Source organism: Microbacterium sp. NPDC057659, assembly GCF_042799915.1.
Lineage (GTDB): Bacteria > Actinomycetota > Actinomycetes > Actinomycetales > Microbacteriaceae > Microbacterium.
The window spans coordinates 1,167,504-1,193,920 of the sequence record NZ_JBHVHU010000001.1 but is presented as its reverse complement, the minus strand read 5'-3'; the positions used below and the strand labels follow the sequence as shown (position 1 = coordinate 1,193,920).

The 26,417-nt window shown below is 70.1% G+C and carries 26 protein-coding genes; 13 read left to right on the top strand and 13 right to left on the bottom strand.

What is annotated here, in order from left to right:
* Positions 1–9: 9 nt before the first annotated feature.
* Entirely contained in the window at positions 10–741 is a 732-nt protein-coding gene (locus tag ACFVAE_RS05690; RefSeq protein ID WP_378888925.1) for a class I SAM-dependent methyltransferase, read from the top strand.
* Between the two features lie 23 nt (positions 742–764).
* Positions 765–1,340 (top strand): GNAT family N-acetyltransferase, encoded by a 576-nt coding sequence (locus ACFVAE_RS05685; protein WP_378888922.1) that lies wholly within the window; start codon positions 765–767, stop codon positions 1,338–1,340.
* A gap of 7 nt (positions 1,341–1,347) precedes the next feature.
* Here ACFVAE_RS05685 and ACFVAE_RS05680 read toward each other — a convergent pair whose 3' ends face one another.
* Complete coding sequence (locus tag ACFVAE_RS05680) at positions 1,348–2,397, bottom strand: hypothetical protein (protein WP_378888919.1); 1,050 nt, start codon at positions 2,395–2,397, stop codon at positions 1,348–1,350.
* Between the two features lie 227 nt (positions 2,398–2,624).
* Here ACFVAE_RS05680 and ACFVAE_RS05675 point away from each other — a divergent pair, with 227 nt between their 5' ends.
* Positions 2,625–3,188, top strand: coding sequence for an alpha/beta fold hydrolase (locus tag ACFVAE_RS05675; protein ID WP_378888917.1), 564 nt, complete (start codon positions 2,625–2,627; stop codon positions 3,186–3,188).
* A gap of 3 nt (positions 3,189–3,191) precedes the next feature.
* Here the strand turns inward: ACFVAE_RS05675 and ACFVAE_RS05670 are convergent, their stop codons facing one another.
* Together ACFVAE_RS05670 and ACFVAE_RS05665 are read right to left on the bottom strand one after the other, a co-directional pair.
* Positions 3,192–4,187 carry a hypothetical protein gene (locus tag ACFVAE_RS05670; protein WP_378888915.1) on the bottom strand — a complete coding sequence of 332 codons (996 nt, stop codon included), beginning with the start codon at positions 4,185–4,187 and terminating at the stop codon, positions 3,192–3,194.
* 74 nt (positions 4,188–4,261) lie between these two features.
* Entirely contained in the window at positions 4,262–6,625 is a 2,364-nt protein-coding gene (locus tag ACFVAE_RS05665; protein WP_378888912.1) for an FdhF/YdeP family oxidoreductase, read from the bottom strand.
* Between the two features lie 109 nt (positions 6,626–6,734).
* Here ACFVAE_RS05665 and ACFVAE_RS05660 point away from each other — a divergent pair, with 109 nt between their 5' ends.
* Genes ACFVAE_RS05660 through fdhD form a run of 3 tightly spaced genes read left to right on the top strand, consistent with a single transcriptional unit; the run spans position 6,735 to position 8,920 of the window.
* Complete coding sequence (locus tag ACFVAE_RS05660; RefSeq protein WP_378888910.1) at positions 6,735–7,100, top strand: DUF488 domain-containing protein; 366 nt, start codon at positions 6,735–6,737, stop codon at positions 7,098–7,100.
* The gene (locus ACFVAE_RS05655; protein ID WP_378888908.1) at positions 7,097–8,044 is read left to right on the top strand and encodes a Dyp-type peroxidase; all 948 of its coding nucleotides are present in this window, start codon (positions 7,097–7,099) and stop codon (positions 8,042–8,044) included. Before ACFVAE_RS05660 ends, ACFVAE_RS05655 begins: the two co-directional genes overlap by 4 nt.
* A gap of 9 nt (positions 8,045–8,053) precedes the next feature.
* Positions 8,054–8,920, top strand: coding sequence for a formate dehydrogenase accessory sulfurtransferase FdhD (gene fdhD, locus ACFVAE_RS05650; RefSeq protein ID WP_378888906.1), 867 nt, complete (start codon positions 8,054–8,056; stop codon positions 8,918–8,920).
* Between the two features lie 28 nt (positions 8,921–8,948).
* Here fdhD and ACFVAE_RS05645 read toward each other — a convergent pair whose 3' ends face one another.
* Positions 8,949–9,569, bottom strand: a complete 621-nt coding sequence (locus ACFVAE_RS05645; RefSeq protein WP_378888904.1) for a LysE family translocator — start codon at positions 9,567–9,569, stop codon at positions 8,949–8,951.
* 142 nt (positions 9,570–9,711) lie between these two features.
* Here ACFVAE_RS05645 and ACFVAE_RS05640 point away from each other — a divergent pair, with 142 nt between their 5' ends.
* Together ACFVAE_RS05640 and ACFVAE_RS05635 are read left to right on the top strand one after the other, a co-directional pair.
* Positions 9,712–12,711 (top strand): BTAD domain-containing putative transcriptional regulator, encoded by a 3,000-nt coding sequence (locus tag ACFVAE_RS05640; protein WP_378888902.1) that lies wholly within the window; start codon positions 9,712–9,714, stop codon positions 12,709–12,711.
* Positions 12,712–12,764: 53 nt separating this feature from the next.
* Complete coding sequence (locus ACFVAE_RS05635) at positions 12,765–13,634, top strand: class I SAM-dependent methyltransferase (RefSeq protein WP_378888899.1); 870 nt, start codon at positions 12,765–12,767, stop codon at positions 13,632–13,634.
* Here ACFVAE_RS05635 and ACFVAE_RS05630 read toward each other — a convergent pair.
* Together ACFVAE_RS05630 and ACFVAE_RS05625 are read right to left on the bottom strand one after the other, a co-directional pair.
* Positions 13,598–14,221, bottom strand: a complete 624-nt coding sequence (locus tag ACFVAE_RS05630; protein WP_378888896.1) for a LysE family translocator — start codon at positions 14,219–14,221, stop codon at positions 13,598–13,600. The genes ACFVAE_RS05635 and ACFVAE_RS05630 overlap by 37 nt on opposite strands.
* 158 nt (positions 14,222–14,379) lie before the next feature.
* Positions 14,380–14,679, bottom strand: coding sequence for a Fe-S cluster assembly protein HesB (locus ACFVAE_RS05625; RefSeq protein ID WP_378888893.1), 300 nt, complete (start codon positions 14,677–14,679; stop codon positions 14,380–14,382).
* Between the two features lie 146 nt (positions 14,680–14,825).
* Here ACFVAE_RS05625 and ACFVAE_RS05620 point away from each other — a divergent pair, with 146 nt between their 5' ends.
* Positions 14,826–15,470 (top strand): DUF1345 domain-containing protein, encoded by a 645-nt coding sequence (locus ACFVAE_RS05620; protein WP_378888891.1) that lies wholly within the window; start codon positions 14,826–14,828, stop codon positions 15,468–15,470.
* Between the two features lie 45 nt (positions 15,471–15,515).
* Entirely contained in the window at positions 15,516–16,337 is an 822-nt protein-coding gene (locus ACFVAE_RS05615; protein WP_378888889.1) for an Fpg/Nei family DNA glycosylase, read from the top strand.
* Here the strand turns inward: ACFVAE_RS05615 and ACFVAE_RS05610 are convergent.
* The 4 genes from ACFVAE_RS05610 to ACFVAE_RS05595 are packed head-to-tail and all read right to left on the bottom strand — an operon-like array spanning position 16,316 to position 19,683.
* Positions 16,316–16,816, bottom strand: a complete 501-nt coding sequence (locus tag ACFVAE_RS05610) for a DUF6328 family protein (RefSeq protein WP_378888886.1) — start codon at positions 16,814–16,816, stop codon at positions 16,316–16,318. The two genes, ACFVAE_RS05615 and ACFVAE_RS05610, sit on opposite strands and share 22 nt — an antisense overlap.
* Complete coding sequence (locus ACFVAE_RS05605; RefSeq protein WP_378888883.1) at positions 16,813–17,382, bottom strand: carboxymuconolactone decarboxylase family protein; 570 nt, start codon at positions 17,380–17,382, stop codon at positions 16,813–16,815. The genes ACFVAE_RS05610 and ACFVAE_RS05605 overlap by 4 nt, the downstream gene beginning before the upstream one ends.
* Before the next feature lie 49 nt (positions 17,383–17,431).
* Positions 17,432–18,448: a DUF2804 domain-containing protein gene (locus tag ACFVAE_RS05600; protein ID WP_378888880.1), complete on the bottom strand. Its 1,017-nt coding sequence runs from the start codon at positions 18,446–18,448 to the stop codon at positions 17,432–17,434.
* Complete coding sequence (locus ACFVAE_RS05595) at positions 18,445–19,683, bottom strand: MFS transporter (protein ID WP_378888877.1); 1,239 nt, start codon at positions 19,681–19,683, stop codon at positions 18,445–18,447. Before ACFVAE_RS05595 ends, ACFVAE_RS05600 begins: the two co-directional genes overlap by 4 nt.
* A 151-nt stretch (positions 19,684–19,834) precedes the next feature.
* Here ACFVAE_RS05595 and ACFVAE_RS05590 point away from each other — a divergent pair, with 151 nt between their 5' ends.
* Positions 19,835–19,990, top strand: coding sequence for a hypothetical protein (locus tag ACFVAE_RS05590; RefSeq protein ID WP_378888874.1), 156 nt, complete (start codon positions 19,835–19,837; stop codon positions 19,988–19,990).
* A 14-nt stretch (positions 19,991–20,004) separates the two neighbouring features.
* On the opposite strand, the gene ACFVAE_RS05585 is transcribed toward ACFVAE_RS05590, so the two are convergent.
* Positions 20,005–21,474 carry an MDR family MFS transporter gene (locus tag ACFVAE_RS05585; RefSeq protein WP_378888871.1) on the bottom strand — a complete coding sequence of 490 codons (1,470 nt, stop codon included), beginning with the start codon at positions 21,472–21,474 and terminating at the stop codon, positions 20,005–20,007.
* A 157-nt stretch (positions 21,475–21,631) separates the two neighbouring features.
* Between ACFVAE_RS05585 and ACFVAE_RS05580 the strand changes: the two genes are divergently transcribed.
* Positions 21,632–23,536 carry an ABC transporter ATP-binding protein gene (locus ACFVAE_RS05580; protein ID WP_378888868.1) on the top strand — a complete coding sequence of 635 codons (1,905 nt, stop codon included), beginning with the start codon at positions 21,632–21,634 and terminating at the stop codon, positions 23,534–23,536.
* A gap of 76 nt (positions 23,537–23,612) precedes the next feature.
* Here ACFVAE_RS05580 and ACFVAE_RS05575 read toward each other — a convergent pair whose 3' ends face one another.
* Both ACFVAE_RS05575 and ACFVAE_RS05570 read right to left on the bottom strand, forming a co-directional pair.
* A complete protein-coding gene (locus tag ACFVAE_RS05575; RefSeq protein WP_378888865.1) occupies positions 23,613–24,386 on the bottom strand; it encodes an SDR family NAD(P)-dependent oxidoreductase in 774 nt (257 codons plus the stop codon).
* 16 nt (positions 24,387–24,402) lie between these two features.
* A complete protein-coding gene (locus ACFVAE_RS05570; RefSeq protein WP_378888862.1) occupies positions 24,403–25,344 on the bottom strand; it encodes a glycosyltransferase family 2 protein in 942 nt (313 codons plus the stop codon).
* Between the two features lie 75 nt (positions 25,345–25,419).
* On the opposite strand from ACFVAE_RS05570, the gene ACFVAE_RS05565 reads away from it, so the two are divergent.
* Complete coding sequence (locus tag ACFVAE_RS05565; RefSeq protein WP_378888859.1) at positions 25,420–26,415, top strand: squalene cyclase; 996 nt, start codon at positions 25,420–25,422, stop codon at positions 26,413–26,415.
* The last annotated feature ends 2 nt before the right edge of the window (positions 26,416–26,417 follow it).

The window sequence follows — 26,417 nt, the reverse complement described above, 5'->3', positions numbered from 1 at the left end:
CCTGCCGGGGTGACGGATGCTCTGGACTACGACCCTCGAGTCGTCGACCTCTACGACCTCGACAACCCCGACGGGCCGGACCACGACTACTATCGCTCGCTCGCCGCGGATGCCGCCCGTGTCCTCGACGTCGGATGCGGGACAGGCATCCTGACCGCGACCCTGACGGCCCCGGGGCGGGTCGTCATCGGCCTCGACCCGTCTCCGGCGATGCTCGCCTATGCGCGCCGCAGGCCCGGCGCCGAGCGGGTGACGTGGATCGACGGTGACACCCGCGCGCTCCCGGAGGAGCGCTTCGACCTGATTCTGATGTCGGGGAACGTCGCCCAGCACATCCCGCGCGGCGAGTGGGAGCGCACGCTGCGCGACCTGCGCGCCGTCGCCGCGCCGGGCGCGACGCTCGCCTTCGAGAGTCGTAACCCGGATGCCCGCGCGTGGGAGTCCTGGGTGCAGGAGACCCCCTCCGTCCGTGACACCGTGCACGGCCCGCTGATGGAGTGGAGTGAGGTCGAGGGGAGGGGTGAGGGCACCGTGCTGCTGCGCGCCTTCAACCGCTTCGAGGACACCGACGAGACCGTCGTCATCGAGGAACTGCTCGTCTTCCGCAGCCGGGACGAGATCGAGGCCGATTTGCGCGCCGCAGGCTTCGAGGTCACCGCCGCCTGGGGCGACTGGCAGCGCACGCCGTTCGACGGTCAGCGGACCATGGTCTTCGAGGCGCAACCCGCCGCGCGGACGTGAGGATCCGTGCGACGATGGCGCACATGACTGTTCCCACCCCCGTCCTCGAGACCGAGCGGCTGCGGCTGCGCCCGTTCACGGATGCCGACGGCGAAGAGCTCTTCGCACTGATGAGCAACGCCGACGTGCTGCGCTACTGGGACTCGTCGCCCTGGACGGATCGTGCGAACATCACCCGCTTCCTGGACAAGTGCCGACGCGTGTCAGAGGAGGGCACCGGAGCACGGGTCGCGATCGAGAGCAGGTCGGACGGAGCCTTCCTCGGCTGGGCGACCTTCGGTGACTGGGACGAGGACTTCCGCAGCGCATCCCTCGGATACGTGCTGAAACAGGACGCCTGGGGCCAGGGCTATGCGACCGAGGCATCCGAGGCTCTCCTCGGGTGGGCCTTCGGCGCCTTCGACCTGAACCGCGTCCAGTCCGAGGCGGACACGCGCAACCCGGCATCCGCGCGGGTGCTCGAGAAGCTCGGCTTCGTGCACGAGGGCACTCTGCGCGAGGACTGCATCGTCGACGGCGTCGTCTCGGACTCGTGGGTCTACGGGCTGCTGCGGCGGGAATGGGACGCGCGGAGCGCCTCATCCGCGACCGCCGCCTGACCGCGTGTCAGCGGGTGAACAGCCCGCCGAGCCATCCCGGTGAGCCCTCCAGGTAGTCCTTCATGTTCGTGCCGCGCTCGTGGTGGGTGAGCGTGATCCGCGTGCGACGGGCGACGCGGGTGAGCTCGGCGCAGACCTCGTCGACCTTCTCCGGCTCGTGGAGCCACAGATCGGCGAGCGCGTACCCGTAGTCGCGCGCGTGGTCCGCGTGCAGACTGCGCGACTGTCCGGACCGCGCCAGAAGCCCGGGGAAGTCGTCGGGGACGACAGCGATCCGGGTGCGGGAGTGATGCGGGAAGAAGGTGAGATTGATCACGGCGCGCGGCTGGATGACCGCCCGCTCCTGACGCTGACCGAACACCGTGCCGGCCCGTGTGTCCTGGATGACCATGATCTCGGCGATCTCATCCCAGCCGATCGCCAGCCCGCCGCGCACGACCATGCCCGAGTCCGTGACCGCCAGGTCGATCGCATCGACCCCGCGCCTGGTGAGCAGCGGGAGCGCGAAGACCGCGAGCGAGATCCCAGCGACCAGGAAGATCGCCGAGATCGACGGCACGAGGATCAGCATCCCGAGGTTTTCGTCGGTGAAGATCTCCTCGCCGAGCACGGTGAAGTTCGACGGCGCTCGCCAATCCCAGTACCGGACCGAGGGCGGGCCGAACAGCAGCTGCTGCAGTTCGTTCAGATAGGCCAGCAGGCAGTAGCCGATGAAGACCGCCGCGGGCAGACCGAGCACCAGGAAGGCCGCCGTCCGCTGGAGCAGCGGAGCATGGCCGCTCCGGCTCGAGACCAGGGCGTCATCGGGCAGCGGGGCCGGTGCGTCGCTCCCGTCCCGGCCGCCGCCGCGGACCCGCCGGAACAGCCTCGCGGCCCCCAGGCGCTCGAGCATCGGAGCGGTGAACATGAACAGCCCCATCCAGAGGCACAGGACGATGCACGGGATCAGGAACACGCACAGGATGATGCCGGCGAAGACGTTCTCCAACTCCTCGACGCCCATGAAGATCGCCCAGACGAGCACCCCGGCGAGCACCAATGAGGCGAGTTTGGCCATGAGCAGGCCGACAGCTTCGGCGATGTAGTAACCGGAGGTCTTGGTCAGATATCGGACGAGTGCGTTTCGAGGATCGTCAAGGGGCGCGTGCCGTCGGGAGGAAGTCAGGGGAGTGTCGCTTTCATCGGGTCGTGCTCTCTCAGCGTAATCGAGCCGCCTGGGATGACGCGGGCTCCGCCAAGTAGGGTTGTTCAGGCACATCCCGAACGGCACCAGGAGGAGCACCCGTGGCAGAGAACAGCATCTTCGAGGCGGACGGGCGCTCCGTGTCCTACGTCGATGAGGGCCCCGGTCCCGTCGCTCTCGTCCTCATCCCCGGCGTCGGCATGGACGGCGGGGCGCTCGGATCGGTCGGTCATTACCTGGCCGAGGAGGCCGGCTTCCGCGTGCTGCGCGTCGGCGCCCGCTCCGACGACAGCACCGTGGCAGAGCGCGTCGAGGACGCCCTCGCCGTGATGGATCACGTCGGACTCGACGACGCCTGGATCGGCGGCCACGGCGCCGGCGGAACCGTCGCCCGCGTCTTCGCCGGAGAGCACACCGACCGCGTGAACGGCCTGCTGCTGCTCGGCGTCGAGGAGAACGAGACGCCGCTGGCTCCCGCCATCCCGATCCTCATCATCCAGGGCACCGAGGACGTCGTCACGCCCCCGGCCAACGGCGTCGCCCTGCAGGCCACGGCCACCGACCGGGCCAGCATCACCAGCATCCAGGGCGCCGATCACTTCTTCCCGATGACGCACCCGATCGAGACCGCCGTCGTCATCGAGGAGTATCTCGACTGGGACTGATGCTCACGCGCTCCGCTCCGGCGCAGTGATCCTCGCGTAGCTGATCGTGCCGATCGCCAGGCCGACGCCCCAGATCAGGTACGCGGGAACCGACACCCAGAAGAACCACTCCGGCAGCCCCTCGCCGTCGGTGGGCGGGAACGGGTTGCGTCCCTGCATGCGCTCGATGACCATCTGCACGGTCATCATGCCGAAGTAGGCGACCATCGAGGCGCCGAGCACGCCGCCGCAGACCAGCAGCAGCATCCGCGGCACACGGCGCCCGTGCAGCCACGGCACCCAGCCCGGCCAGATCCGCCCCCAGCTGTGCACCAGCGCGAGCGGCAGCAGGGTGCCGGCGAGCAGGAATGCCAGCTCGAACAGAACGGATGCCGGGCTCGCCGCGAACGGGGTGTTCTCCATGCCCACGAACAGCTGCGCGGTCAGGCGGATGACGCAGGCGGCCACCACTGCGTAGCCGGCCATGACGACCCAGGGCGGCGTGCGTTCGGGGCGCGGTCGCGACGATCCCGTGCGCCGGGTCGCCCTCCAGAACCGCCAGGTGTGCGCAGCGATGAGCGCCGCGGCGACGACGCAGGAGGCGCGGATGACGGCGCCGAGCGGGAAGAACACCACACCGAGGCCAGGCAGGATGCCGCCGACGAGATCGAGCAGGATCAGGGCGCCGGAGACCATCAGCGCGGCCGCCGTGAGGGCCCCCGCGATGATGACGCACCACCGCAGCGCGGCGCCAGGTCGCCTGGCAACGACGGCGGCCTGTGCGGCGACGGCCGCGAGGGCGACCACGGGCAGGGCGACGCTCCACCATCCGGTGATGACGATCAGGTCGGCGCGGACGGCGGAGAGTGGCACCTGCGGGTCCAGTATGACCAGCACAGCCCGGATGAGGGCATAACAGGCGAGCCAGAGCAGCGTCAGCACCGTGAGGCGATGGGGGACGCGCGGCGAGGCGGGCGTGGGCGGGGTCATGACGGGCGAGCGGTCTGCGGTATCGGTCATGCCCTCAGCCAAGCCCGGAGCCCGCGCGGGCGGCTCACCCTCGCGGGTGAACCGGATGCCCCGCGGGAGTGAGATCAGGCCGCGGGCGTCACCCGGACGCGGATGCTCTTCATCAGCGGCTGGTCGCTCTGCGCGCTGAAGTCGGCGGCACCGATCAGCACGTTGAGCTCGGGCATGTAGCCGGCGGCGCTGCCGCGCGGCACGTCGTACTCCAGGGCGCGGAAGCCGCGCACCGTGCGCGTCGAGCCGTCCTTCGACGTCGAGACGATGTCGACCAGTGCACCCTCCTCGAGGCCGCGGTCGCGCATGTCGCGACGGTTCATCAGGATGAGCTCGCGGATGTTCTTCACGCCGCGGTACCGGTCGTCGTTCGAGTAGATCGTGGTGTTCCACTGGTCGTGCGAACGCATGGTCTGCAGCACGAGCACGTCGGCGTCCTCCGGGATGACGTCCGGCAGCGGGGCGTGCGAGAACTCGGCCTTGCCGGACGGTGTGCGGAAGTCGCGCTCCCGTGCGGGCTGGGGGATGCGGAACCCGTACGGCTGCCGGACCAGCTCATTGAAACCCTCGAAGCCGGGCAGCACCTGCGACATGACGTCGCGGATCCGGTCGTAGTCGGCGACGTAGTCCTCCCACGGCGTGCTGCTCTCGGGCATCGTCGCACGGGCGATGCCGCCAATGATCGCCGGCTCGCTGAGCAGGTGCGGCGACGCCGGGCGACGCGCGCCGATCGACAGCTGCACCGAGCTCATCGCATCCTCGGTGGAGATGCCCTGCACGCCGTCGCGCTGCTCGTCCTTCTCCGTGCGCCCGAGGCAGGGCAGGATCAGGGCCTTTCCACCGTGCACGAGGTGGCTGCGGTTGAGCTTGGTGCTCACGTGCACGGTCAGGCTGCACTGCTGCAGACCGGCGGCGGTGAACGGGGTGTCGGGAGCAGCCCGCACGAAGTTGCCGCCCATGCCGACGAACACCTTCACCCGACCGGCGTGCATCGCCGCGACCGTGTGCACCGTGTCGAGTCCGCGCCCGCGCGGCGAGCGGATGCCGCATACCTCGTCGAGTCTCGCCAGGAAGGCCTCGGTGGGGTTGTGATTGATGCCGCAGGTGCGGTTGCCCTGCACATTGCTGTGGCCGCGGACGGGGGAGGGGCCCGTGCCCGGTCGGCCGATGTTGCCGCGCAGCATCAGCAGGTTCACGATCTCGCGCACCGTGTCGACGCCGTGCTCGTGCTGGCTCACGCCGAGGCACCAGCTGATGACCGTGCGCTCGGATGCCAGGTAGACGCCCGCCGCACGACGGATGTCGGCCTCGGTGAGCCCTGACTGCTCCACCAGCTCGGCCCAGGTCGTCGCCTCGACGATCGCGCGGTACTCGTCGAGCCCCGTCGTGTACATCTCGAGGAAGGCGACGTCGAGCACACCGGGGTCGTCCTGAGCTGCCTCGAAGACGGCCTTGGCCATCCCGCGGATCAGCGCGAGGTCGCCTCCGGGGCGCACCTGCAGGTTGTCGGTGCTGGTCTCGGTGGTCTTGAACCGCGCCATGTCGAGGATCTCGTGCGGCACGATCGTGCGCGTCGAGCCGGCCTCGTTGAGCGGGTTGACGTGCACGACCTGTGCGCCGCGGTCCACCGCCTGCGCCAGTGTGGTCAGCATGCGCGGCGCGTTGGAGGCGGCGTTGACGCCGAGGATGAACAGCGCGTCGCACAGCTCCCAGTCCTCCAGATCGGCTGTCCCCTTGCCGGTCGCGATCGACGCGGTCAGTGCTCGTCCTGACGCCTCATGGCACATGTTCGAGCAGTCCGGCAGATTGTTCGTGCCGTACTCGCGCGCCATCAGCTGGTAGAGGAAGGATGCCTCGTTGCTGAGCCGCCCCGAGGTGTAGAACGTGGCTTGATCGGGCGACTCCAGCGCGCGCAGTTCCGCCCCGATCAGCGCGAACGCCTCGTGCCAGCGGATCGGCACGTAGCGGTCGGTCTCGGCGTCGTAGCTCATCGGCTCGGTGAGCCGGCCCTGGTCCTCGAGGTCGAAGTCGGTCCATCCGGCCAGTTCGGTGACGGTGTGCGCCGCGAAGAAGTCCCGGTCGACCCGCTTGCGCGTCATCTCCCAGGTGACGTGCTTGATGCCGTTCTCGCAGATGTCCAGCCGGACGCCCTTGTCATCGGGCCAGGCGCAGCCGGGGCAGTCGAAGCCGCGCACCGGGTGGTTCATGATGAACATCGCCCTCGTGCCGAGCACCGGCTGCTGCTGGCGCACCAGCACCTCGCCGACCGAGAGCGCGGCACCCCAGCCGGCGGCCGGATGCCGGTAGGGCGAGCTCGACCAGGACCTGTCCGTCGCGGGTCCGAAGCCGCCCTGCCGCGGCCGGTCGGGCATCAGCCCGAGTGCGATCCCGCTTCTCCGCCCGCCGTCTCGGGAGCCCTCGGTCGTCGTGTCCGCCATCATCGCCGTCCTTCCGTCAGGCTCGACCCTACGCCCGGATCGGCATCGCACCCAGGGCCGCACCGCGGTCATGACGGAGTGGCACACTGAGGAGCGACGAGGAGGCAGGATGACCGTGAACGTGCAGGTGCGGCGGATCTACGAAGATCCGGAACCCTCAGACGGCACGAGGGTGCTGGTGGACAGGCTCTGGCCGCGCGGCATCAGCAAGGAGCGCGCCGAGCTCGACGAATGGTGCAAGGATGTCGCGCCCTCGACCGAGCTGCGCAAGTGGTACGCGCACGACCCGGAGAAGTTCCCCGAGTTCGCGCAACGCTATCGCGCCGAGCTCGGCGACCCGGCCCGCACGGAGGCGCTCTCCTCGTTGCGCGCACTCGCCGTGGCGGGGCCGCTCACGCTGCTCACCGCCGCCAAGCGCCACGACATCAGCGAGGCGACCGTATTGAAGCAGCTGCTCACCGGGGCCGAGGGATGAGCGGCGGACCGCAGCAGATCGACGCGCCGCTGAGCAGGGCGACGATCTTCCTCGTGCTCACGGTGACGGACGGCGACGGTGCGATCGACACCGTCCGCAGCGTCGTCTCCGGCATCGACGATCTGCTCAAGACCGTCGGCTTCCGTGACCCTGCAGCGCTGCTGTCCTGCACCGTCGGCATCGGCAGCGACATCTGGGCGCAGCTGACCGGCCGGCCTCATCCGGCAGAGCTGCACTCCTTCCGCGAGATCAGGGGCGCGAAGCACACCGCCGTCGCCACTCCTGGCGATCTGCTGTTCCATATCCGCGCCGACCGCACCGATCTGTGCGTCGAGTTCGAGCGACTGCTGCTCGACCAGCTGGGCGACGCGGTCACAGCCGTCGACGAGGTGTCCGGCTTCCGTTACTTCGACGCCCGCGATCTGCTCGGCTTCATCGACGGCACGGCCAATCCGGTCGGTCCCGACCTGCCGGAATCGACGCTGATCGGCGACGAGGATCCCGCCTACCGCGGCGGCAGCTACGTCGTCGTGCAGAAGTACACGCATCCGCTGTCGCTCTGGCAGGCGCTGAGCACCGAGCAGCAGGAGGCGATCATGGGCAGGCGCAAGGCCGACAACGTCGAGCTGCCCGATGCCGCGGCCGATGCCCAGAAGGCCCACAAGACCCTCGCCACGATCGAGGACGACGACGGCGAGCACGACATCCTGCGCGACAACATGCCGTTCGCGCGCCCCGCGCACGGCGAGTACGGCACTTATTTCATCGGGTACACGCGCCGGCTGCGGGTGCTGGAACGGATGCTGGAGCGCATGTTCATCGGCGATCCGCCCGGGCTGCACGACAGACTGCTCGACTTCTCGACGCCGCTCACCGGAACGACGTTCTTCGCCCCTTCAGCGGAGCTGCTCGCCGCTCTGGGCGACGATCCGGCACAGGGGTAGCCTCGGACGATGGGACGGATCACCACCAGGCGCTCGGTGCTGAGGATCGCGCTGGACGCGGAGACGCGGCGCCGTGCCGACACCCTCGCGGTCGAGGAGCCGCTCGAGATCCGTGTCGTCGGCGCACCGCTCGCCGTCACCATGCGCACTCCGGGGCACGATGTGGAGCTGGCCGCAGGGTTCCTCGTGTCGGAGGGGATCATCGCGGAAGGTGCGGAGTTCCGTTCGGCGATCCACTGCGGCGGACCGGGCACCGGCGGCTCGGAGAACACGTACAACGTGCTCGACGTCGCGCTGGCCCCCGGGGTCGCCCCGCCGTCTCCGGAGCGCGCCCGCGCGTTCTACACCACGAGCTCCTGCGGCGTGTGCGGCAAGGCCAGCATCGATCAGGTCGCGACGACCTCGCGCTACGACGTGGCATCCGACGGCGCGTCCGTCGACGCCGAGTCGCTCGCCGCCTTCCCCGATCTGCTGCGTGCGCAGCAGGACGCGTTCGACAAGACCGGTGGGCTCCACGCCGCGGCGCTGTTCGACGCCGTGACCGGCGAGCTGCTGGTGCTGCGCGAGGACGTCGGACGGCACAACGCCGTCGACAAGGTGGTCGGCTGGGCGGTGCTGAACGATCGGCTGCCGCTGAGCGGCACGGTGCTGCAGGTCTCCGGCCGGGCGAGCTTCGAACTCGTGCAGAAGGCCGTGATGGCGGGCATCCCGATCCTCGCTGCCGTGTCGGCACCCTCGTCTCTCGCCGCCGAACTCGCCGAGGAGCGCGGACTGACCCTGGTCGGCTTCCTGCGCGAGCGGACGATGAACGTGTACTCGCATCCTGCACGCGTGCGCGTGGCGGAGCCCGCGCGCGGCGAGACCCTGCAGGCGTGACCTCGGCTATCCGCGACGGAGGGCCTGCTCACACCAGCAGTACGACGATCGCCAGCACGACGTAGACCGCCGCCGTGGCGGCGGCGATCCGGCGCTGCGCGGTCCGCGAGCCGCGCAGCCGAACGGTGAGGCGCGCGGCCAGCACCGCGTAGGTGCTGTCGCAGGCCGCGGCGATCAGCACGAACAGAGCGCCCAGCACGGCCAGCTGCGGAGCCGACGGGCCACGGTCGGGCCGCACGAACTGCGGCAGGAACGCCAGGAAGAACAGGGCGGTCTTCGGGTTGAGCAGATCGACGAGGAGACCGTCCAGGAACAGGCGTCCGCGCTGCGGCACGATCGGTCCGGCGTCCTCCTGCGCGGCGCCGCGCTCGCGCACGGTCCGCACGGCCATCCACACGAGGTAGCCGGCGCCCGCCCAGCCGACCATCTCCATGCCCAGGGGCACCAGCGCGAGCAGCGCCGCGACGCCGGCGGCGGCCAGCGCGGCGTGCACGGCAGCGCCGGCCTCGAGGCCGAGCATGGAGAGCAGCCCCGCTGCTCTGCCGTGCTGGGTGCTGCGCGCGACGACGTACGCGACCGACGGGCCGGGGATCGCGACGACCAGCAGCGTGGCACCCGCGAACGCCAGCAGCATCTCCAGACTCGGCATGGCACCGTCTCCCCAACCCCCGGTGGTCCTTCCCCCGTCGCCGACCTATGATGGGTGCTTCCGCTTTCTCGGCGCTTTCCGACCTTCGGCGGCGACTCAGCGGGCGGGCATTCGGGGGGATGCAGTCGATGAGGACGACACGGTGAGGTTCGAGACCCTGGGACCCCTGCGGGTGTTCCGGGAGGACGCCGACGTCACACCGCCCGGGCGGGTGCAGCGGCTCGTGCTGGCGACACTGCTGCTGCAGGCGAATCATCCGGTGCCCGTCGAGGCGCTGACCGACGGGATCTGGCCCGACGAACCCCCGAGCACGGCGCAGTCACGGCTGCAGCTGGCGGTGCACCGTCTCCGGAGCCGCCTGGACGACCCGGCGCGGCTCAGCCTCGACCCCGGTGGGTACCGGCTGCGCGTGGGGGAGGACGAGTCCGATGTGACAGCGTTCGACCGACTCGCCGCCGGTCTGCTGGTCGATCAGCTGACACCGGATCAGGTCGTGGACATCACGTCGGAGGCCCTGTCCCTGTGGCGAGGCGAGCCCCTCGAGGATGTCGTCGAGCTGGCCGATTCCGCCGAGGCGCTGCGCTGGGCGGATCGGCGACGCTGGGTCGTCGAGGCCTGGTGCCATGCACAGCTGCTGCGCGGCAGGAGTGCAGAGGTGATCGACCGTGCGGCTGCGGCTCTGGCGTGCGAACCGCTGCACGAGCCGTACGCCGCCGTGCTGATGAGAGCGCTGCACGCTGCGGGCCGTCCGGCCGACGCGCTCGCCGTGTACGAGCGGATCCGGATCGGATTGCGTGACGAACTGGGCCTCGACCCGGGCCCGGCGCTCCGCGAGGCCCAGTCGGAGGCGCTCGGGGAGGAGGCGTCCTGGAGCCCGATCACCGTGCCCGCCGAGCTTCCCCCCGACGTGCCGCTGACCGGACGCGACGACCTCCTCGAGCTGATCGGGAATCCCGAGCAGGCGCGCCTGCGGGTCGTCACGGGCATGGCGGGAGCGGGAAAGACCGCTGCGGCCGTCGCCTGGAGCCATCGCCACCTCGGTTCCTTCCCCGACGGCCAGATCTTCATCGACCTGCGCGGATACAGCGACGACGCGCCGGCGGCGCCGGCGGACGCGCTGGCATCGGTCCTGGCATCCCTCGGCCTCGCTCATGACCGCATCCCGACCGGCGTCGAGGCGCGTGCGGCCCTGTGGCGGAGCCTGACGGCCGCGCGCCGGATGCTGGTGGTGCTCGACAATGCCAGGGAGACGGATCAGGTGCGGCCGATGCTGACCGGGGGCGCGGACAGCACCGTCATCGTGACCAGCCGGAACGCATTGCCAGGACTCTCCGCGCGCGAGGGCGCCGAGGTCGTCGTGGCGTCGCCGCTGACACCCGAGGCCTCGGTGACGCTGCTGCGGGGACTGATCGGTCGGCGCGCCGACGATGATCCTGCTGCCGTCCGAGAGCTCGCGCGAGTGTGCGGCGACCTGCCGCTGGCACTGCGGATCGCCGCGCAGGAGCTGATCGCACGGCAGGACCTGACACCGGCCGAGCTCCTCGCCGAGGTGTGCGATGAGCGCGACCGACTCGACCTGCTCGACGCCGATGACGGCGACGCCACCGACATCCGTGCGGTGATCTCGTGGTCGTACCGGGCGCTGCAGCCGGAGAGCGCACAGGTCTTCCGGAGACTGGGTCTGCTGCCGGGAGCAGACATCGACCTGCCGGCGCTCACGGCGCTCTGCGACATGCCCGAGCGTGAGGTCCGGCGGCGGGCCGAGGCTCTCGTCCGGATCCATCTGGCGCAGCGCTCCGCGACCGGCCGGTACCGGCAGCATGACCTGCTGCGCGCCTATGCAGCGGAGCGTGCGGCGGAGGACGGAGCGGAGGCCGCGTCCGCCGCGCGCACGCGGCTCCTGACCTTCTATGCTCGCGGAGCGCAGGAGGCGCAGCGCGTGTCGTTCCCCGACGGGGAGTATCTGGCGCAGGAAGCGATCGTCACCGACGGGCCGATCCCGGAGTTCGCGGCGATCCCGGAAGCGCAGGACTGGCTCCGCCGGGAGTGGCCCAACGCGCTGGCCGCGCTGGAGCGGGCCGAGGACGGGGACGCAGACCTCGTCCTCGCGCTGGCGAAGGCCTGGCACGTCCACCTGCGCGACAACGGCCTGTATGCCGACGGCCTGCGTCTGCATGAGCAGGAGGTGAAGGTGGGTCGCCGCACGGGGAACGCGATCGCGGAGTATGGCGGGCATGTTCGGCTGGGCGCGAATCGGCGCAATCTCGGCGACCTGGCCGGCGCCGAGCGCGAGTACCGGACGGCGATCCGGATCGCCGAATCCATCGGAGACCCCGCACGACGGGCGCGATCGACCGGGAACCTCGCGATGATCACGGCGCTGCGAGGCCGTCTTCACGAGGCGGAGGAACTGCTGGAACAGGTCATGCCCGTGCTTCGGGAACACGACGGTGCGTACTCGATCGCCATCGGGCTGAGCTGCCTCGCGGAGTGCCGGCTCCGCTCCGGGGATCCGGAGGGGGCGGAGGAGCTGCTGCAGGAGGGACTGCGTCTGTGCGATGAGGGTGACCTTCCGATGCGTCGTCCGGGCGTGCTGCTCGGACTGGCCGACGCGGCCTTCAACCGTGGCCGTGTCGCCGAGTCGGAAGGTTACGCGCGCGACGCGGAGCGACTGGCCGAGGAAGTCGGGGAGCCCAAGATCCGAATCCTCGCGCTGGCGGCCGTCGGTCGGGCACGGCTCCGACTCGACGATGAAGCCGCAGGGCACGACGCCCTGCGCACGGCGATCGGCCTGGCCCGCGGTGACGGCAGCGTCGAAGTGGCGATGAGCGTGCTCGAGATGTACGTCGAGGCCACCGCCGACCGTCAAGTGGCGACGGCGATGCACCGCGAAGCGGTCGCCTACGCAGCGGAGCACGGCTTCACCGGCCACGAGGCGAGGATGAGGGCCGCACTCGGCACCGTCCTCGCCGACCGCGGGGACGCGGAACGGGCCAGGGCGGAGCTCACTCTGGCCGCCGAGATGTATGCCGTCCTCGAGGATCCGCGAGCGGAGACGGCGGCGGCGCTCGCAGAACGGATCGCACCGGCGACGACGGCACGGATCTCAGACGGAAAGAGCGCGGAAAGCGAGCTCCTCTAGCGTGACCCGGGTCGGCGGCATCGCCGGCATCCGACGGGACACGGAGGACCTGCATGCGCACCACCACGACCGACCCGACGACGGCCGAGGCCGCCCCTGACTACCTCTTCACGAGCGGATCCCGGCTGGGCGCCGTGCATCTCGACGCGCTCTCGAAGGTGCTGGATCGCCACACGCTGAGCGTGCTCGACGCGCTGCCGCTTCCCGCGCATCCTCGCTGTCTGGAGGTCGGCGCGGGCAACGGGTCCGTCGCCCGCGCGATTGCCGAGCGCACCGACGGAGAGGTGCTCGCGATCGACCTCGATCCCGGGAACCTGATCGGAGGAACCCGTGTCGAGGTCCGCCGGCACGACATCCGTGACAGTGTGCCAGGCGGGCCGTACGATCTCATCCACGCACGCCTGGTGATGCTGCACCTGCCGGAACGCGAGCAGATCCTGCCCAGACTCGTGGACGCTCTCGCGCCGGGCGGATGGCTGGTGCTCGGGGACATCAGCGAGATGCCTGCCGCCGTCGTGCTGCCCGAGGAGGACGACCGAGCGGTCTGGGATCGGTACGCGCACGCGGCCTACGACATCGTCAGCCCTCAGGCCGGTCAGTCGTACGACTGGGCGCGCGAGATGCACGAGAGGATGCTCGACGCAGGCCTGCGCGGTGTGTGCGCCGAGGCATACCGTCCGCTCACCCGGGGCGGCGATACGAGCGCGCGCTGCCACGTCAATCTCAGCGTCCAGGGAGAAGGGCCGCTCCTGAGGGCAGGACTGTCGACGGAGGATCTGCGTCGCTATCGCGAGATCATGCGGGATCCCCGACTGCGCGCCTGGTTCTACGAGGTCGTGTACGCGTGGGGGCGACGCCCGGCGCCGCGAGGACAGACTGATCCGGCTCAGACCATGAGCACGACCGCCGCCAGCACCACGTAGACCGTGGCGCTCACCAGCGCGATGCGGCTCCGAGCGAGGCGCGACGCCCTCAGACGCGTCGTCAGATGCCCGGCGAGCACGGCGTAGGTGCTGTAACAGGACACGGCGATCAGCATGTACAGCGTGCCGAGAACACCGAGCTGCAGGGCTGACGGACCTCGATCGGGCCGCACGAACTGCGGCAGGAAGGCGAGGAAGAACAGCGCCGTCTTCGGATTGAGGACGTCGACGAGGAGCCCGTCGAGGAAGAGGCGGCCGCGCTGCGGGAGCGGGGCGGGCCCGTCCACCGGCTGGTCGGCCCGGCGCGTGCGCACCGTGTGGACGGCGAGCCAGAGGAGGTAACCGGCGCCCGCCCAGCCGACGGCCTCCATGCCCATCGGCACCAGGGCGAGCAGCGCGGCGACGCCGGCCGCAGCGAGTGCGGTGTGCACGATCACGCCCGCGCCGAGCCCCATCATCGAGAACAGCCCGGCAGCGGTGCCGTGCTGCGAACTGCGAGCGATGACGTAGGCCACTGAAGGCCCTGGCACCGCGGCGATCATCAGTGCTGTGCCGGCGAACGCCAGCAGCATCTCCATACTCGGCATGCGAATCCCCCCGGATACCGGTGGCGTTTCCCCCGGTGCCGACCCATGATGTTCGCTGCCGATTTCATCGTGTTTTCGTGGCGCGGCCGCCTGCTGATCCGGGCCCGGAGACGCCGGAACCGCCGCGCCAGGATGGCGCGGCGGTTCCGGGGGAGCGATCAGGCCGGCTGAGGAAGCAGCGTGAAGGACACCGCCCCCTGCTCGTCGACTCCGGCGTCGAGCACCTTGTCGGAGAGTGCCTCCGAGGCCTCGTGCTCGAGGAACACACGGGTGCCCTCGGCGGAGTCGACGATGTCGTCGCCGGGCTCGGGCGCAGGCGCGACCGAGACCATGAAACGGGGCTCCTCGGTCGTGCCCGATTCGGTCGGATGGATCCGCAGACCGGCACCGGGATCGGTGGTCTGGCGGGTGACGAGGGTCGTCACGATCGTGCTGGCGTTCTCGGTCAGGGTGAGCATCGCGCTCTCCTTCCGGTTGGCGTCACCGCACCATCCGGCGCGGTGTCCGGGCCACGTTTCCGCACTCGGCCGGCATCCTCAACCGGAACGCGCGGACTCTGACGACATTCACACCCTGAGCCGGATCCGGCGCGTACGATGCGGGCATGGCCGAGTCGGCATTCCACGAGCAGGTGCGTGTCCGCTTCGTCTGCGCACTGCTGGTCGGCGTCCTCGCAGCGATCGGGATGGGCGTGGTTTTCGGCCCCGCCGCCGGGATCGTGGGCGGCTGGGGCGCGCTCGGACTGGTGAACACGACCTGGGTGCTGGTGCGGGTCTGGCCGATGGATGCGGCCGCCACCAGAGCGCATGCTCTCGCGGAGGCCCCCGGTCGTCGCACCGCCCGGCTCATCGCGATCATCGGCAGCCTGATCAGCCTCGTGGCCGTCGGGCTCGTGGTGCTGCAGGCGCGGAACGCTCCGGAGATCGAGGGGTACATACTGGCCGGCATCGCCGTGCTCGGCGTCGCGGCGTCGTGGGCGCTCATCCAGACGGACTACATGCTCCGGTACGCCCGCATCTACTACTCCGAGCCCGCCGGCGGCATCTCGTTCAACCAGGAGGAGGATCCGCAGTACACGGACTTCGCGTACTTCTCTGTCGGCCTCGGCATGACGTATCAGGTGTCGGACACGAACGTCTCCACCAACGCCATCCGGCGCATCGTGATCGCGCAGACCCTGCTCGGCTACCTGTTCGGTGCGGTGATCCTGGCGACCGTGATCAACCTCGTCACCAGTCTGGGCAGCTGAGTCCGCCCCCTGTCGGGTGTCGGATCGTGCTGGCAGGATGGGGCCATGCCCGAGTCCCCCGAGGTGCAGGCGCTCGCAGAACAGCTCGACGAGCGGATGGCCGGTCACGCGATCATCTCCGTCGAGGGCGTGGACAGGCGGATCGTGAAGACGAGGGATCGGCCGCCCGCATCCGTCGCCGGGGCGCGCGTCGACGGCGTGCGGCGCTTCGGCAAATACCTCGGGTTCGACCTGGGTGGGCAGTGGCTGGTGCTGAGCTTCGGTCGCAACGGCTGGGTGCGCTGGCGTCCGGGCGGGACGCCAGATCCGGATGCCCCCGGCTACGCCGTCGGAGCGCTCACGCTGGACGACGGCGCCCTGCTGGAGATCGCCGAGACCGGGGACTTCCTCGCGGTCGCGGTCTGGGTCGTGGACGCGCCGGCAGATGTCGCGGGGATCGCCGATCTCGGTCCCGACCCGATCTCACCAGAGTTCGCGCCCGCCGATCTGGAGCAGGCGATGGGCAGCAGGCGCAAGCAGATCAAGGCGCTGCTGCAAGAGCAGCGGTCGATCGCGGGCATCGGCAACGCGTACTCCGACGAGATCCTGCACCGTGCCCGGATGTCGCCGACCGTGCATGCAGCCGTGCTGACGCCTGAGGAGCGGGAGCGGCTGTATCAGGCGACCGTCGACGTGATGCGCGCCGCCGTCGCAGACCGCCGCGGCATCCCCGCCGACCGGCTCAAGCAGGCCAAGGTCGCGGCGATGGCCGTGCACGGCAGGGGAGGGGAGGCATGTCCGGTGTGCGGCGACACCGTCGTCGATCACGTCTTCGGCGGCGCATCCGCGCAGCTGTGCCCCACGTGTCAGTCGGAGACGGCGTCCTGATCGGGGTGCCCGCGCTTCAGGGCCATCGGCAGCACCACCCACAGCACGAGCACGACCACAACCCCGATGACGGCGGCCGCCACGGCGACGGTGCGATCCAGGGTCACGTCGAGGATGAGCGCGGTCACCCCGACCGTGACCGCGCCGATCACCGCGAGGTCGGCCTTCACCAGGCGGTTGGCGACGCGAACCAGCTCCGGCTTGCGATGCTGATGGAACAGCAGACGGTGCAGGCCGACCGGTGCCAGCGCCAGCACGGTGGCGGTCGCCGCGCCCACCACGAGGACGACGTACAGGGCACGCTGCACATCGTCGAGGTCGGCGAAGCGGGGCTGGAAGGCGACGGCGAGCAGGAAACCGGTCAGGATCTGCGTGCCGGTCTGCATCACGCGCAGCTCCTGCATGAGCTCGTTCCAGTTGCGGTCCGCCCGGCTCTCCGGCGACTCGGTGCGGCCGGGATCCACATCGTCCGGGCTCATCGCGCGGTCCGCAGCGCGGCCGCGACGGCAGGATCGAGCCCCGGCACCTCGTCGGTCGGCACAGCCAGGGCCAGCAGCGCTCGGCTGAAGTAGTTGCGCGCCGCCGCCGCGAGCGTGATGTCCACGATCTGCCTGTCGTCGAAGCCCGCGTCGCGGAGCGCCTGCGTGTCGGCATCCGTCATCGACGCCGGGTCGGCTGAGAGGCGTGCGGCGTACCGGATGACCACCTGCTCGGTCTCGGAGAATCCGGAGTCGTCGCCGTGCGCGAAGCCGTCCAGTCCGGCCACGTCGACGACCTCGGCGCGCAGCGCCTTGCGTCCATGCGCGAGCAGGCAGTGCGGCGACCCGATCGCCCGCGCAGCGCCCAGCGTCGCGGCCTCGTAGACGCCTGTGCCGATCGAGGGGACCACGGCCCGGATGAGCGACTCGAACGCCGCATATGCCTCAGGGTTCACAGCCATCGCCGCAGTGTGCCTGAAGACGAAGCCGTCGGAATCGACGTCGCCCGCGTACATCTCGGCCACCTTGCCGGTCGCGCCTTCGGCGGCGGGAGGAGTGATGATCATGCCCGGCACGGTACTCGCCACCGCGAGGGAACGGAAGGGAGTGGCTGGTTCACCAGCGGTTGTGCACGTCCTCCGCCCAACCGGTGATTCCCGTCACCGGGATCCAGTCGCCGTGGTCAGCGCGCACCCGGCCGTCGTAGTGCCCGAAGCACTGGTGCGTCACCGATCCGACCAGCACGAGCTGGGTCTTCGCGCTCCGCACGTGGAAGGACGTGAAGGTCAGTTCCATGCGGTCGCCGCTGACGTGCCACGGCGCGGCCCAGTCCTCCGGGTCGAACTCCCACTCCAGCGCACCGGCGACCTTGTGCACCCGGCCGTCGAGAGTGAACGCGTTCTGCGAGACGCCGTGCCGCACGGCGAGAGGGCCGCCGCCGCCCAGCTGCAGGCCGATGCGCCGTCCGTCGGTCATCCCGGCGCCGGCGCCCCAGTTCCAGTGCGTGCGGTAGGGGAGCCGTCCGCGCAGATGGTCGAGTACCGCCCAGGACTGCCCGGCGGGGACCTCATGCACGACGCCGTCGATGGAGATCGTGCCGTGCGCGGGGCGGTCCACGTCCTTGACGGTGAACTCCGCGAGGAACGGGCTGAACGGCGCGGCGGTGCCCATCGCCTCGTGACCGGGAGGCAGGGTCGCCACGATGTCGACCCGCACTCTCGGGGAACGCGCGACGAGCAGCGTGCCGTCCTCGTCGTCGGCGAACTCGAGCGAGACCCGCCGGCCGTTCGACGACGCCGAGCCGCGTCCGATCGTGCCAGGCAGCCGCACGCCTCGGGACAGCATCCCGATCTCGAACACGTCGATCTCCTCGCCGGTCGCCCGGTCGAGCACCCACACCTGTCTGACATTCGCGTAGTCCAGCGCGCCGATGGTGAGCGCGACGATGTGGGTCGGCGTGGTGACGGCCCAGTACTCCCAGCGCTTGGTGCGTCCCCATCCCCGCGGGCCTCTGCCCACCGCATCCGTGTCGATCAGGGGCCTGCGAGCCCAGCCGATCGCCTCCGGATTCTGCAGTCCCTGCGCGGTGAGAAGCGGGACCGGTGCGGTGATCTCACGATCGGGCTCGGTCATCGGACGCTCCTGATCGGGATCACGGTCAGTGCCCCCAGCACGGCGAAGACGATGCCGGCCACGAACACCGCCGTGTACCCGCCGCTGATCAGGATGAGCACGCCGACCAGCGCGGGCGTGAAGGCCTGCGGCAGCGCCGTCGCGATGTTCAGGATGCCGAGGTCCTTCGCCGCCTGGTCCGCGGCGGGGAGCACCTCGTTCATGAGTGCGGTGTCGACGCTCATGTAGATGCCGTATCCGATGCCGAACACCGCGGCCAGCGCGAACATGCCGCCCACGGACGGCACCAGGAGGGGGATCGCCAGAGAGCCGGCCATGATGACGGACGACAGGAACACGAACGCCTTCCTCCGTCCGGTGCGGTCCGAGATCCGGCCGACGAAGTAGGTCGTGATCAGGGCGCCGACGAGCATCACCGCGGTGATCGGGGTGCTCATGGCGGTGGACTCGGAGTGAGAGAGACCGACGTAGTCACGCAGGATGTACAGCAGGTAGGACTGCACGCTCTGGTAGGCGAGGATCAGGAAGAAGCGGCCCGCGAACGCCCACCAGAAGTCGGGGAACCTCTTCGGGTCGACCCAGAAGCCCGCCAGGAAGGACCGCCAGGAGAACGGCGGGCGCTGCAGGTCGCGCGACGAGAAGTCGCGGTTGAACACCACGAACAGCACGCAGACGATCATGAATCCGACGCCGAACGCGGCGTACCCGATGCCGATGCTGTTCACGGCGATGCCGGCCAGCGCCACGCCCGCGCCCATGCCGACGAAGATGCCGAGCGCGACGACGGCGCTCGCGACGCCGAGACGCTCCTTGACGAAGTGGTCGGGCACGACGGCGGAGCCGACCGTGGCCACCGAGTTCACGCACAGCATCATCAGGACCCAGTACAGGCAGAGCACCCAGATGCTCTGCGCCCCGGCCAGCAGCACGGTGAAGAGGGCACCGGTGGCGCCGCCGATGATCATCCACGGGGCGCGCCGTCCGAGTCTGCTTCGCGTGCGGTCGGACAGCGCACCGATCAGCGGATGGATGATGATGGTCGCGATCGACGACGCCGTCATGACGATCGCGAGGTTCGCGACCTTGTTCTCCTCATCGATCGCCGCCACCTGGTCGGGCACCAGGATGACGATGAATCCGGCGTAGACCGTCAGGATCGCCGCGTTGAGCAGGAACAACCAGGTCAGCAGCCGGGTCTGCCGGGTGACGCGGACTCCGGGAGCAGCAGTGCTCACGGGAACTCCTTTCGAGGCGCGCCATCGCGCCGGGACGGATGCCGCGCAAGGGCGTTCCGCGGCGGGTTCGGGTTCCCTCACTGTATTGCGTGACGGGCCGTTGCGGAACGCGCTCGGAGCCCGTCCCGTCGCGCAGGCGTACCATCGAGGGATGACCACGCACGGCAGCACCACGGAATCCGCGCAGGAGCAGCAGTCGCCGCTCGCGCCGCTGACGCTCCTCGGCACCGCGGATCCCTCCGCGGGTATGTGCCTCGACGGCTACTGCGTCCTCCCCGGCGCGAAGCGCGAAGAGGACGCAGAGTAGCCGTCAGCGCCTGATCAGTGCCCGCCGTGCGCGGGCGCCTCGGCGCCGTCGTCCTCCGGCTTGCGGATGAGGAACGCGCCGATGATCGTGACGGTCGCGATGACCGCGGCGATCGTGAACGCCACTCGTGAGCCGGCGGCCACTGCCGCGGGAGCCTGAGGCCCTCCGTTCGCCGCGGCGACGGCGGTGAAGATCGCCATCATCACCGCGATGCCGGCAGCACCGGCGACCTGCTGCACGGTGCCGATGACCGCGCTGCCGTAGGAGTAGAACTTCGGCGACAACGACGCGAGGGACGCGGTGAACAGCGGCGTGAACGACAGCGCGAGGCCGATCGACAGCAGCGTCTGCGCGATCGCCACCGTCCACACCGAGGTGCCGGTGCCGAGGGTGGTGTAGAACCACAGCATCGCCGCGGCGAGGATCGAACCGGGGATCAGCAGGACGCGAGTGCCCCGCGCGTCATAGATGCGGCCGATGACCGGACCGAGCAGACCCATGGCGAGGGCTCCGGGAAGCATCACCAGACCGGCATCCGTCGGCGCGATCTCGAGGCCGTCCTGCAGGAACAGCGGGATCACGGTGATCGCACCGAAGAACGCCAGCGACAGCAGGAACATCTGCGCCATCGAGAGCGAGAAGCCCTTCGAGGTGAAGATGCGCAGGTCGAGCAGGGCGTCGTCCTTGCGCTGCAGCACGACCTGGCGCCGGAGGAACAGACCGAGGCCGATGACGCCGACCGCCAGCGAGATCGCCAGCGGCGCCCAGCTGGTGCCAGAGCCGAGGCCGCCGATCTGGCTGAGGCCGAACACCAGGCCGCCGAAGCCGAACGCGGACAGGACGACCGAGAGCACGTCGATGGGGGCGTGCGTGGTCTCGCCGACGTTGGTCAGCCAGCGCCAGCCGATGAACAGCGCGACCAGGGCGATCGGCAGCACGACGACGAAGATCGACCGCCACGAGAAGTGGTCGAGCAGGAAGCCCGACAGCGTCGGACCGATCGCCGGTGCGAGTGACATCACGACGCTGACGCGGCCCATCATGCGGCCGCGCGACGCTGCGGGCACGAGGTTCATGAGAGTGGTCATCAGCAGCGGCATCATGATCGCCGTGCCCGACGCCTGCACGATGCGGGCGCCGAGAAGCATCGGGAACCCCACGGCGAGCGCCGCGACCAGCGTTCCGATCGAGAACAGCGTGAGCGCCCCGATGAACATCTGCCTGGTCGTGAAGCGGCGCAGCAGGAAGCCCGTGGTCGGGATGACGACCGCCATCGTGAGCATGAAGGCGCTGGTCACCCACTGCGCGGCCAGCGGGGAGATCCGCAGGTCGGTGATGAGGTGCGGGATCGCCATGTTCATCGTGGTCTCGTTGAGGATCGCGACGAAGGCGGCGGCGAGCAGCACCCAGATCACCGCCATGTCCTTGCGCGGGATCACCTGGTTCGAGGCGATCGGAACGGAGCCGGTGTCGACAGCAGACATGAGGTTCCTCCGAGAGGTGCGCAAGAGATGGATGCGGAAGACCGAACGGTACCGCGAGAGTTGTTCAGCGTAACGGATGCCTCCGACATTCCATTCCCTCTGCGATGACATTCTTGTGAACCGGCATCCTGTCGCCGCCCGGCAGTAGCCTGAAGCGATGAGCATGCGCGGTGGTGCCGGTGGCGGCGGAGGGGGCGGACGCGGCGGCGGATTCCGCGGGGTCGACATCGAGGCGCAGCGCAGGCTGAACGCCGAGGCGCCGAGGATCGAGGGCCTCGGCAGGCGCGTGGTCGCCCTGTTCGCGCCGTATCGCTGGCGCATCCTGATCACCGGCATCCTCGTCGTGCTGCTCGCGGCGATCGGCGTGATCCCGCCGCTGCTGGTGCAGCGCATCTTCGACGACGCGCTGTTCCCCGCGGACGGCGGGGGACCGGTGATCGCGCTGCTGAGCGGGCTGGTCGCCGCCATGATCGGGCTCTACCTGCTCTCGGCCGTGCTCGGCGTCGTGCAGACCTGGCTGACCTCCACGGTGGGCAACGCCGTCACCGGCGACCTTCGTGTGCGCCTGTTCGACCATCTGCAGGCGATGGAACTCGGCTTCTTCACGCGCACCAAGACCGGTGTCATCCAGTCCCGGCTGCAGAACGACGTCGGGGGAGTGGCCGGGGTGCTGACGAACACCGTCAGCAGCATCCTCGGCAATACCGTCACGGTCGTCGCCTCGCTGGTCGCGATGCTGATCATCGATGTGCGCCTGACGATCATCGCCGTCATCGTCATGCCGATCCTCGTGATCATCCAGCGCCGCGTCGGGCAGGTGCGGGCGCGCATCGCCGGGCAGACCCAGGAGTCGCTCTCCGAGCTCACCAGCATCACGCAGGAGACGCTGAGCGTGTCCGGCATCCTGCTGTCGAAGTCGTTCAACCGGCAGCGCACCGAGTCCGAGCGCTACCAGGACGAGAATCGCAACCAGGTGCGACTGCAGGTGCGCCAGGCGATGAGCGGCCAGCGGTTCTTCGCCGTCGTCCAGGTGCTGATGTCGTCGATCCCCGCGGTGATCTACCTCGTGGCGGGGCTCTTCGTCGCCGGCGGCAGCGGCGACATCACCGCCGGAGCGATCGTCGCCTTCACGACGGTGCAGGCGCGGCTGCTGATGCCGCTGATGGGCCTGATGCGCGTCGCGCTGGACGTGCAGACGTCGAAGGCGCTGTTCGCGCGCATCTTCGAGTACCTCGACATGGTTCCGCAGATCAAGGATGCTCCGGACGCTATCGACGTCGCGGACGCACCGGGGCCGCGCGGGCGGATCGTCTTCGACGACGTCGTGTTCCGCTACCCGGATGCCTCGGCCGAGGCGCGCCCGACGCTCGACGGAGTCTCGTTCACCGCCGAGCCCGGTACCCACGTCGCCTTCGTCGGCCCGAGCGGTGCGGGCAAGACGACCATCCTCTATCTCGCGCCGCGGCTGTACGAGGTATCCGGCGGAGCCGTGCGCTTCGCAGGGCAGGACGTCCGCGGGCTGCGCCAGGAGTCGATCATCGACGACATCGGCATCGTGTCGCAGGAGACGTACCTGTTCCACGCCACGATCCGCGAGAACCTCAGCTACGCCAAACCGGGTGCGACGGACGCCGAGATCGAGGCCGCGTGCCGCGCCGCGAACATCCATCACGTCATCGCGGGTTTCGAGCAGGGCTACGACACGGTCGTGGGGGAACGCGGCTATCGGCTCTCCGGCGGTGAGAAGCAGCGCATCGCGATCGCGCGCGTGCTGCTGAAGGACCCGCCGGTGCTGCTTCTCGACGAGGCGACCTCGGCTCTGGACACCGTCTCGGAGCGCGTCGTGCAGGAGGCTCTGGACGCCGCCGCCCGCGGCCGCACCACGCTGACGATCGCCCATCGGCTCTCGACAGTGGTCGGCGCCGATGTCATCCATGTCGTCGAGGCCGGGAGGATCGTCGAGTCCGGCACCCACGCCGAACTGCTCGCCCGGGGCGGCCTGTACGCCTCGCTCGCCGCTGAGCAGCTCTCCACCGCGACGCGCGGACTCGAAGAGGCCTGAGCGCTCGGGTCCTGAGCGCCCTTCGTCTCGTCGCTGCGCTCCTCGCTCAGGACCCGCGAAGCCGGACGAAGGCCGCTCAGTGCACCGACAGCCCGCCGTCGATGAACAGATGCTGCCCTGTGACGTAGCCGGATGACGCGGATGCCAGGAACACGGCCGCGCCGGCGAAGTCCTCCGGCAGTCCGTTGCGGCCGATCATGGTGCGCGCAGCGAGTTCTGCGACCTTCTGCGGGTCCTGTTGCAGCCGTGCGTTCAGCGGGGTCAGCACGAACCCGGGCACGAGTGCATTGCTCGTGACGCCGGTGCCGCCCCAGGCCTCGGCCTCGGAGCGCACCAGCGACTCGATCGCGCCCTTGGAGACGCCGTACACACCGCTGTCGACGAACGCGCGATGCGCCTGCTGCGAGCTGATGTGGATGAGGCGGCCGAAGCCGCGCTCCGCCATTCCAGGGGCGAAGCGCTGGCCGAGAAGGAACGGCGCGAGGGCGTTCACCGTCATCGTGGCGTCCCAGTCGTCCTGCGTGATCTCGGCGAACGGCGGTCGGATGTTGATGCCGGCGGAATGCACCAGGATGTCGGGCTCGCCGAATGGTCCCGCCGCAGCATCGGCGACGACGTGGATCCCCTCGCGGGTGCTCAGATCGCCGGGGAGGCCTGCGGCGCGGCATCCGTGCTCGGTGAGCTCGCGAACGGTGTCGGCGACGCGGTCCTCACCGCGCGCGACGATCACGACGGACGCACCGGCGAGCGCGAGTGCGGTCGCGATGCCGCGTCCGATCCCGGAGGAGCCGCCGGTGACGACGGCGGTGCGGCCTTCGAGAGAGAACAGGTCGGCGAGGTAGGTGTTCACCTGTCAACCGTAGCCGTCACCACGCGAGCGCCTCGGACAGCCCGGGGTCGGGTGATGCCAGCGCGAACTCCGGCAGTGCGCGCAGCGTCGCGATGAACGCGTCGAGCTCGGCCCGGTAGGCGGGATCCGGATGCGTCGACGCGATCTGCTCGAGCGGCGCGACGTCCATGGCGAGGATCAGGTCGAGACGCGCGACGACCGCGGCAGAGGCGCCGGCCTCCTGCAGCACGCGGATGCCGCCGAGCAGCGCCGCGAGGTAGTCGCGGAGCACCGGCACCCGATCCTTGCCCTGCGTGATCGAGCTGCCGTCGGCGCGCAGGCGCCAGTGCACGAGCACGTCCGGGATGACGTCGAAGGAGCGCGCCTCGACGTGCATCCGCTGCGCGACGATCTGGTCCTCGTAGGCGACGCCCACGGGGAAGCGCCGGCCGTCCCAGAAGGCCGTTCGGCTCACCTTCGACCAGGCGACGATGTTCGCGGATGCGGCGGGGTGGGCGTGGATCGTCGTCGCGAGGCGCTCGGGGTCGGTGGCCGCCGTGGTCCACGGCTGCACGCGTCCGGCGCGGTAGTGGCCGTCGACGAGGCGGGAGCGGACGTACGCTCCGGCGGCGAAGTCGCTGCCCGTCTCGGCGAGTGTCGAGGTCATCCGCGCCAGCGCGCCGGGGGTGAGCTCGTCGTCGCCGTCGAGGAAGCCGAGGAAGGGTGTGTCCACCAGATCGAGGGCGGTGTTCCGCGCAGCACCGAGGCCGCGCGCCTCGTCATGACGCACGAGCGCGAAGCGGTCGTCGGCTGCGGCGGCCGCGGCGAACACCTCGCCGGTGGCATCCGTCGACCCGTCGTCCACGAGGATCGCGCGCCAGCGCGGTTCGGTCTGCGCTCGGAGCGAGTCGAGCGCCGCGGGTGCGTACGCGGCGATGTCTCGACCGGGCACGATCATGGTCACCAGCGCTTCGGGCACCCGCCGATTCTATCCGCGACGCAGCGGCCGGGGCGGGGGTTACGGATGTCGGCGGTGCGGCGTAACGTGCCGCACGTGTCTTCATCGACGAAGGAACTGACCGGTTGGCTGCTCGACTCCGATCCGGCGCTGCGATGGCAGATCGAGCGCGACCTGCTCGGGGCGGACGAGCACGTCTGGCAGCAGACGAGGGCCAGGATCGCCACCGAGGGGTTCGGGGCGACGATCCTCGCGCATCAGGACCCCGACGGCCAGTGGGCGGGCGGGGCGTACTTCCCGTCGCGCGAGCGCGACTACGCGGGCCAGGGCATCGTGGAGCGCGACGAGGAAGGGCAGCCGTGGATCGCGACCACCTGGGCGCTGAAGGATCTGCGGGATCTCGGGCTGGATGCGGGTGCTCTGGCGGGAACCGCTGAGAAGCTCGCCGCGAGCAGCAGATGGGAGTACGAGGGTCTGCCGTACTGGGGCGGTGAGATCGACGTGTGCATCAACGCGTTCACCCTCGCCACCGGCGCCTGGCTCGGTGCTGACGTCTCGCGCCTGGTGGCCTGGTTTCCCGAGCACCGGCTCGCCGACGGCGGCTGGAACTGCGAGGCGGAGGAGGGGAACTCGGTGCGCTCGTCGTTCCACTCCACGCTCAATGCCGTGGTCGAGATGCTCGAGCACCAGCGGATCACCGGAGATCCCGCGCTGCGGCAGACGCGCACGGCGGGGGAGGAGTACCTGCTCGAGCGCGGGCTGATGCGACGGCTCAGCACCGGTGAGGTGGTCGGTCCCTGGGTGACCGACTTCATCGCGCCCAGCCGGTGGCAGTACAGCGCGCTCGCCGCCCTCGACCACTTCCGCGCGGCATCCGTGCTGGAGCACACGGCTCCGGATCCGCGGCTCGCCGAGGCGATCGAGGTCGTACGGGCAGCCAGGCAGCCCGACGGCACCTGGCTGCAGGGCGGCGTGCCCGGCGGCGCGGTGTGGGTCGAGATCGACGGCCGGCAGGGTGAGCGCTCGAAATGGCTCACGCTGATCGGCACCCGGGTGCTCGATTGGTGGGACGCCCACCAGCAGGGTCGGTGAGG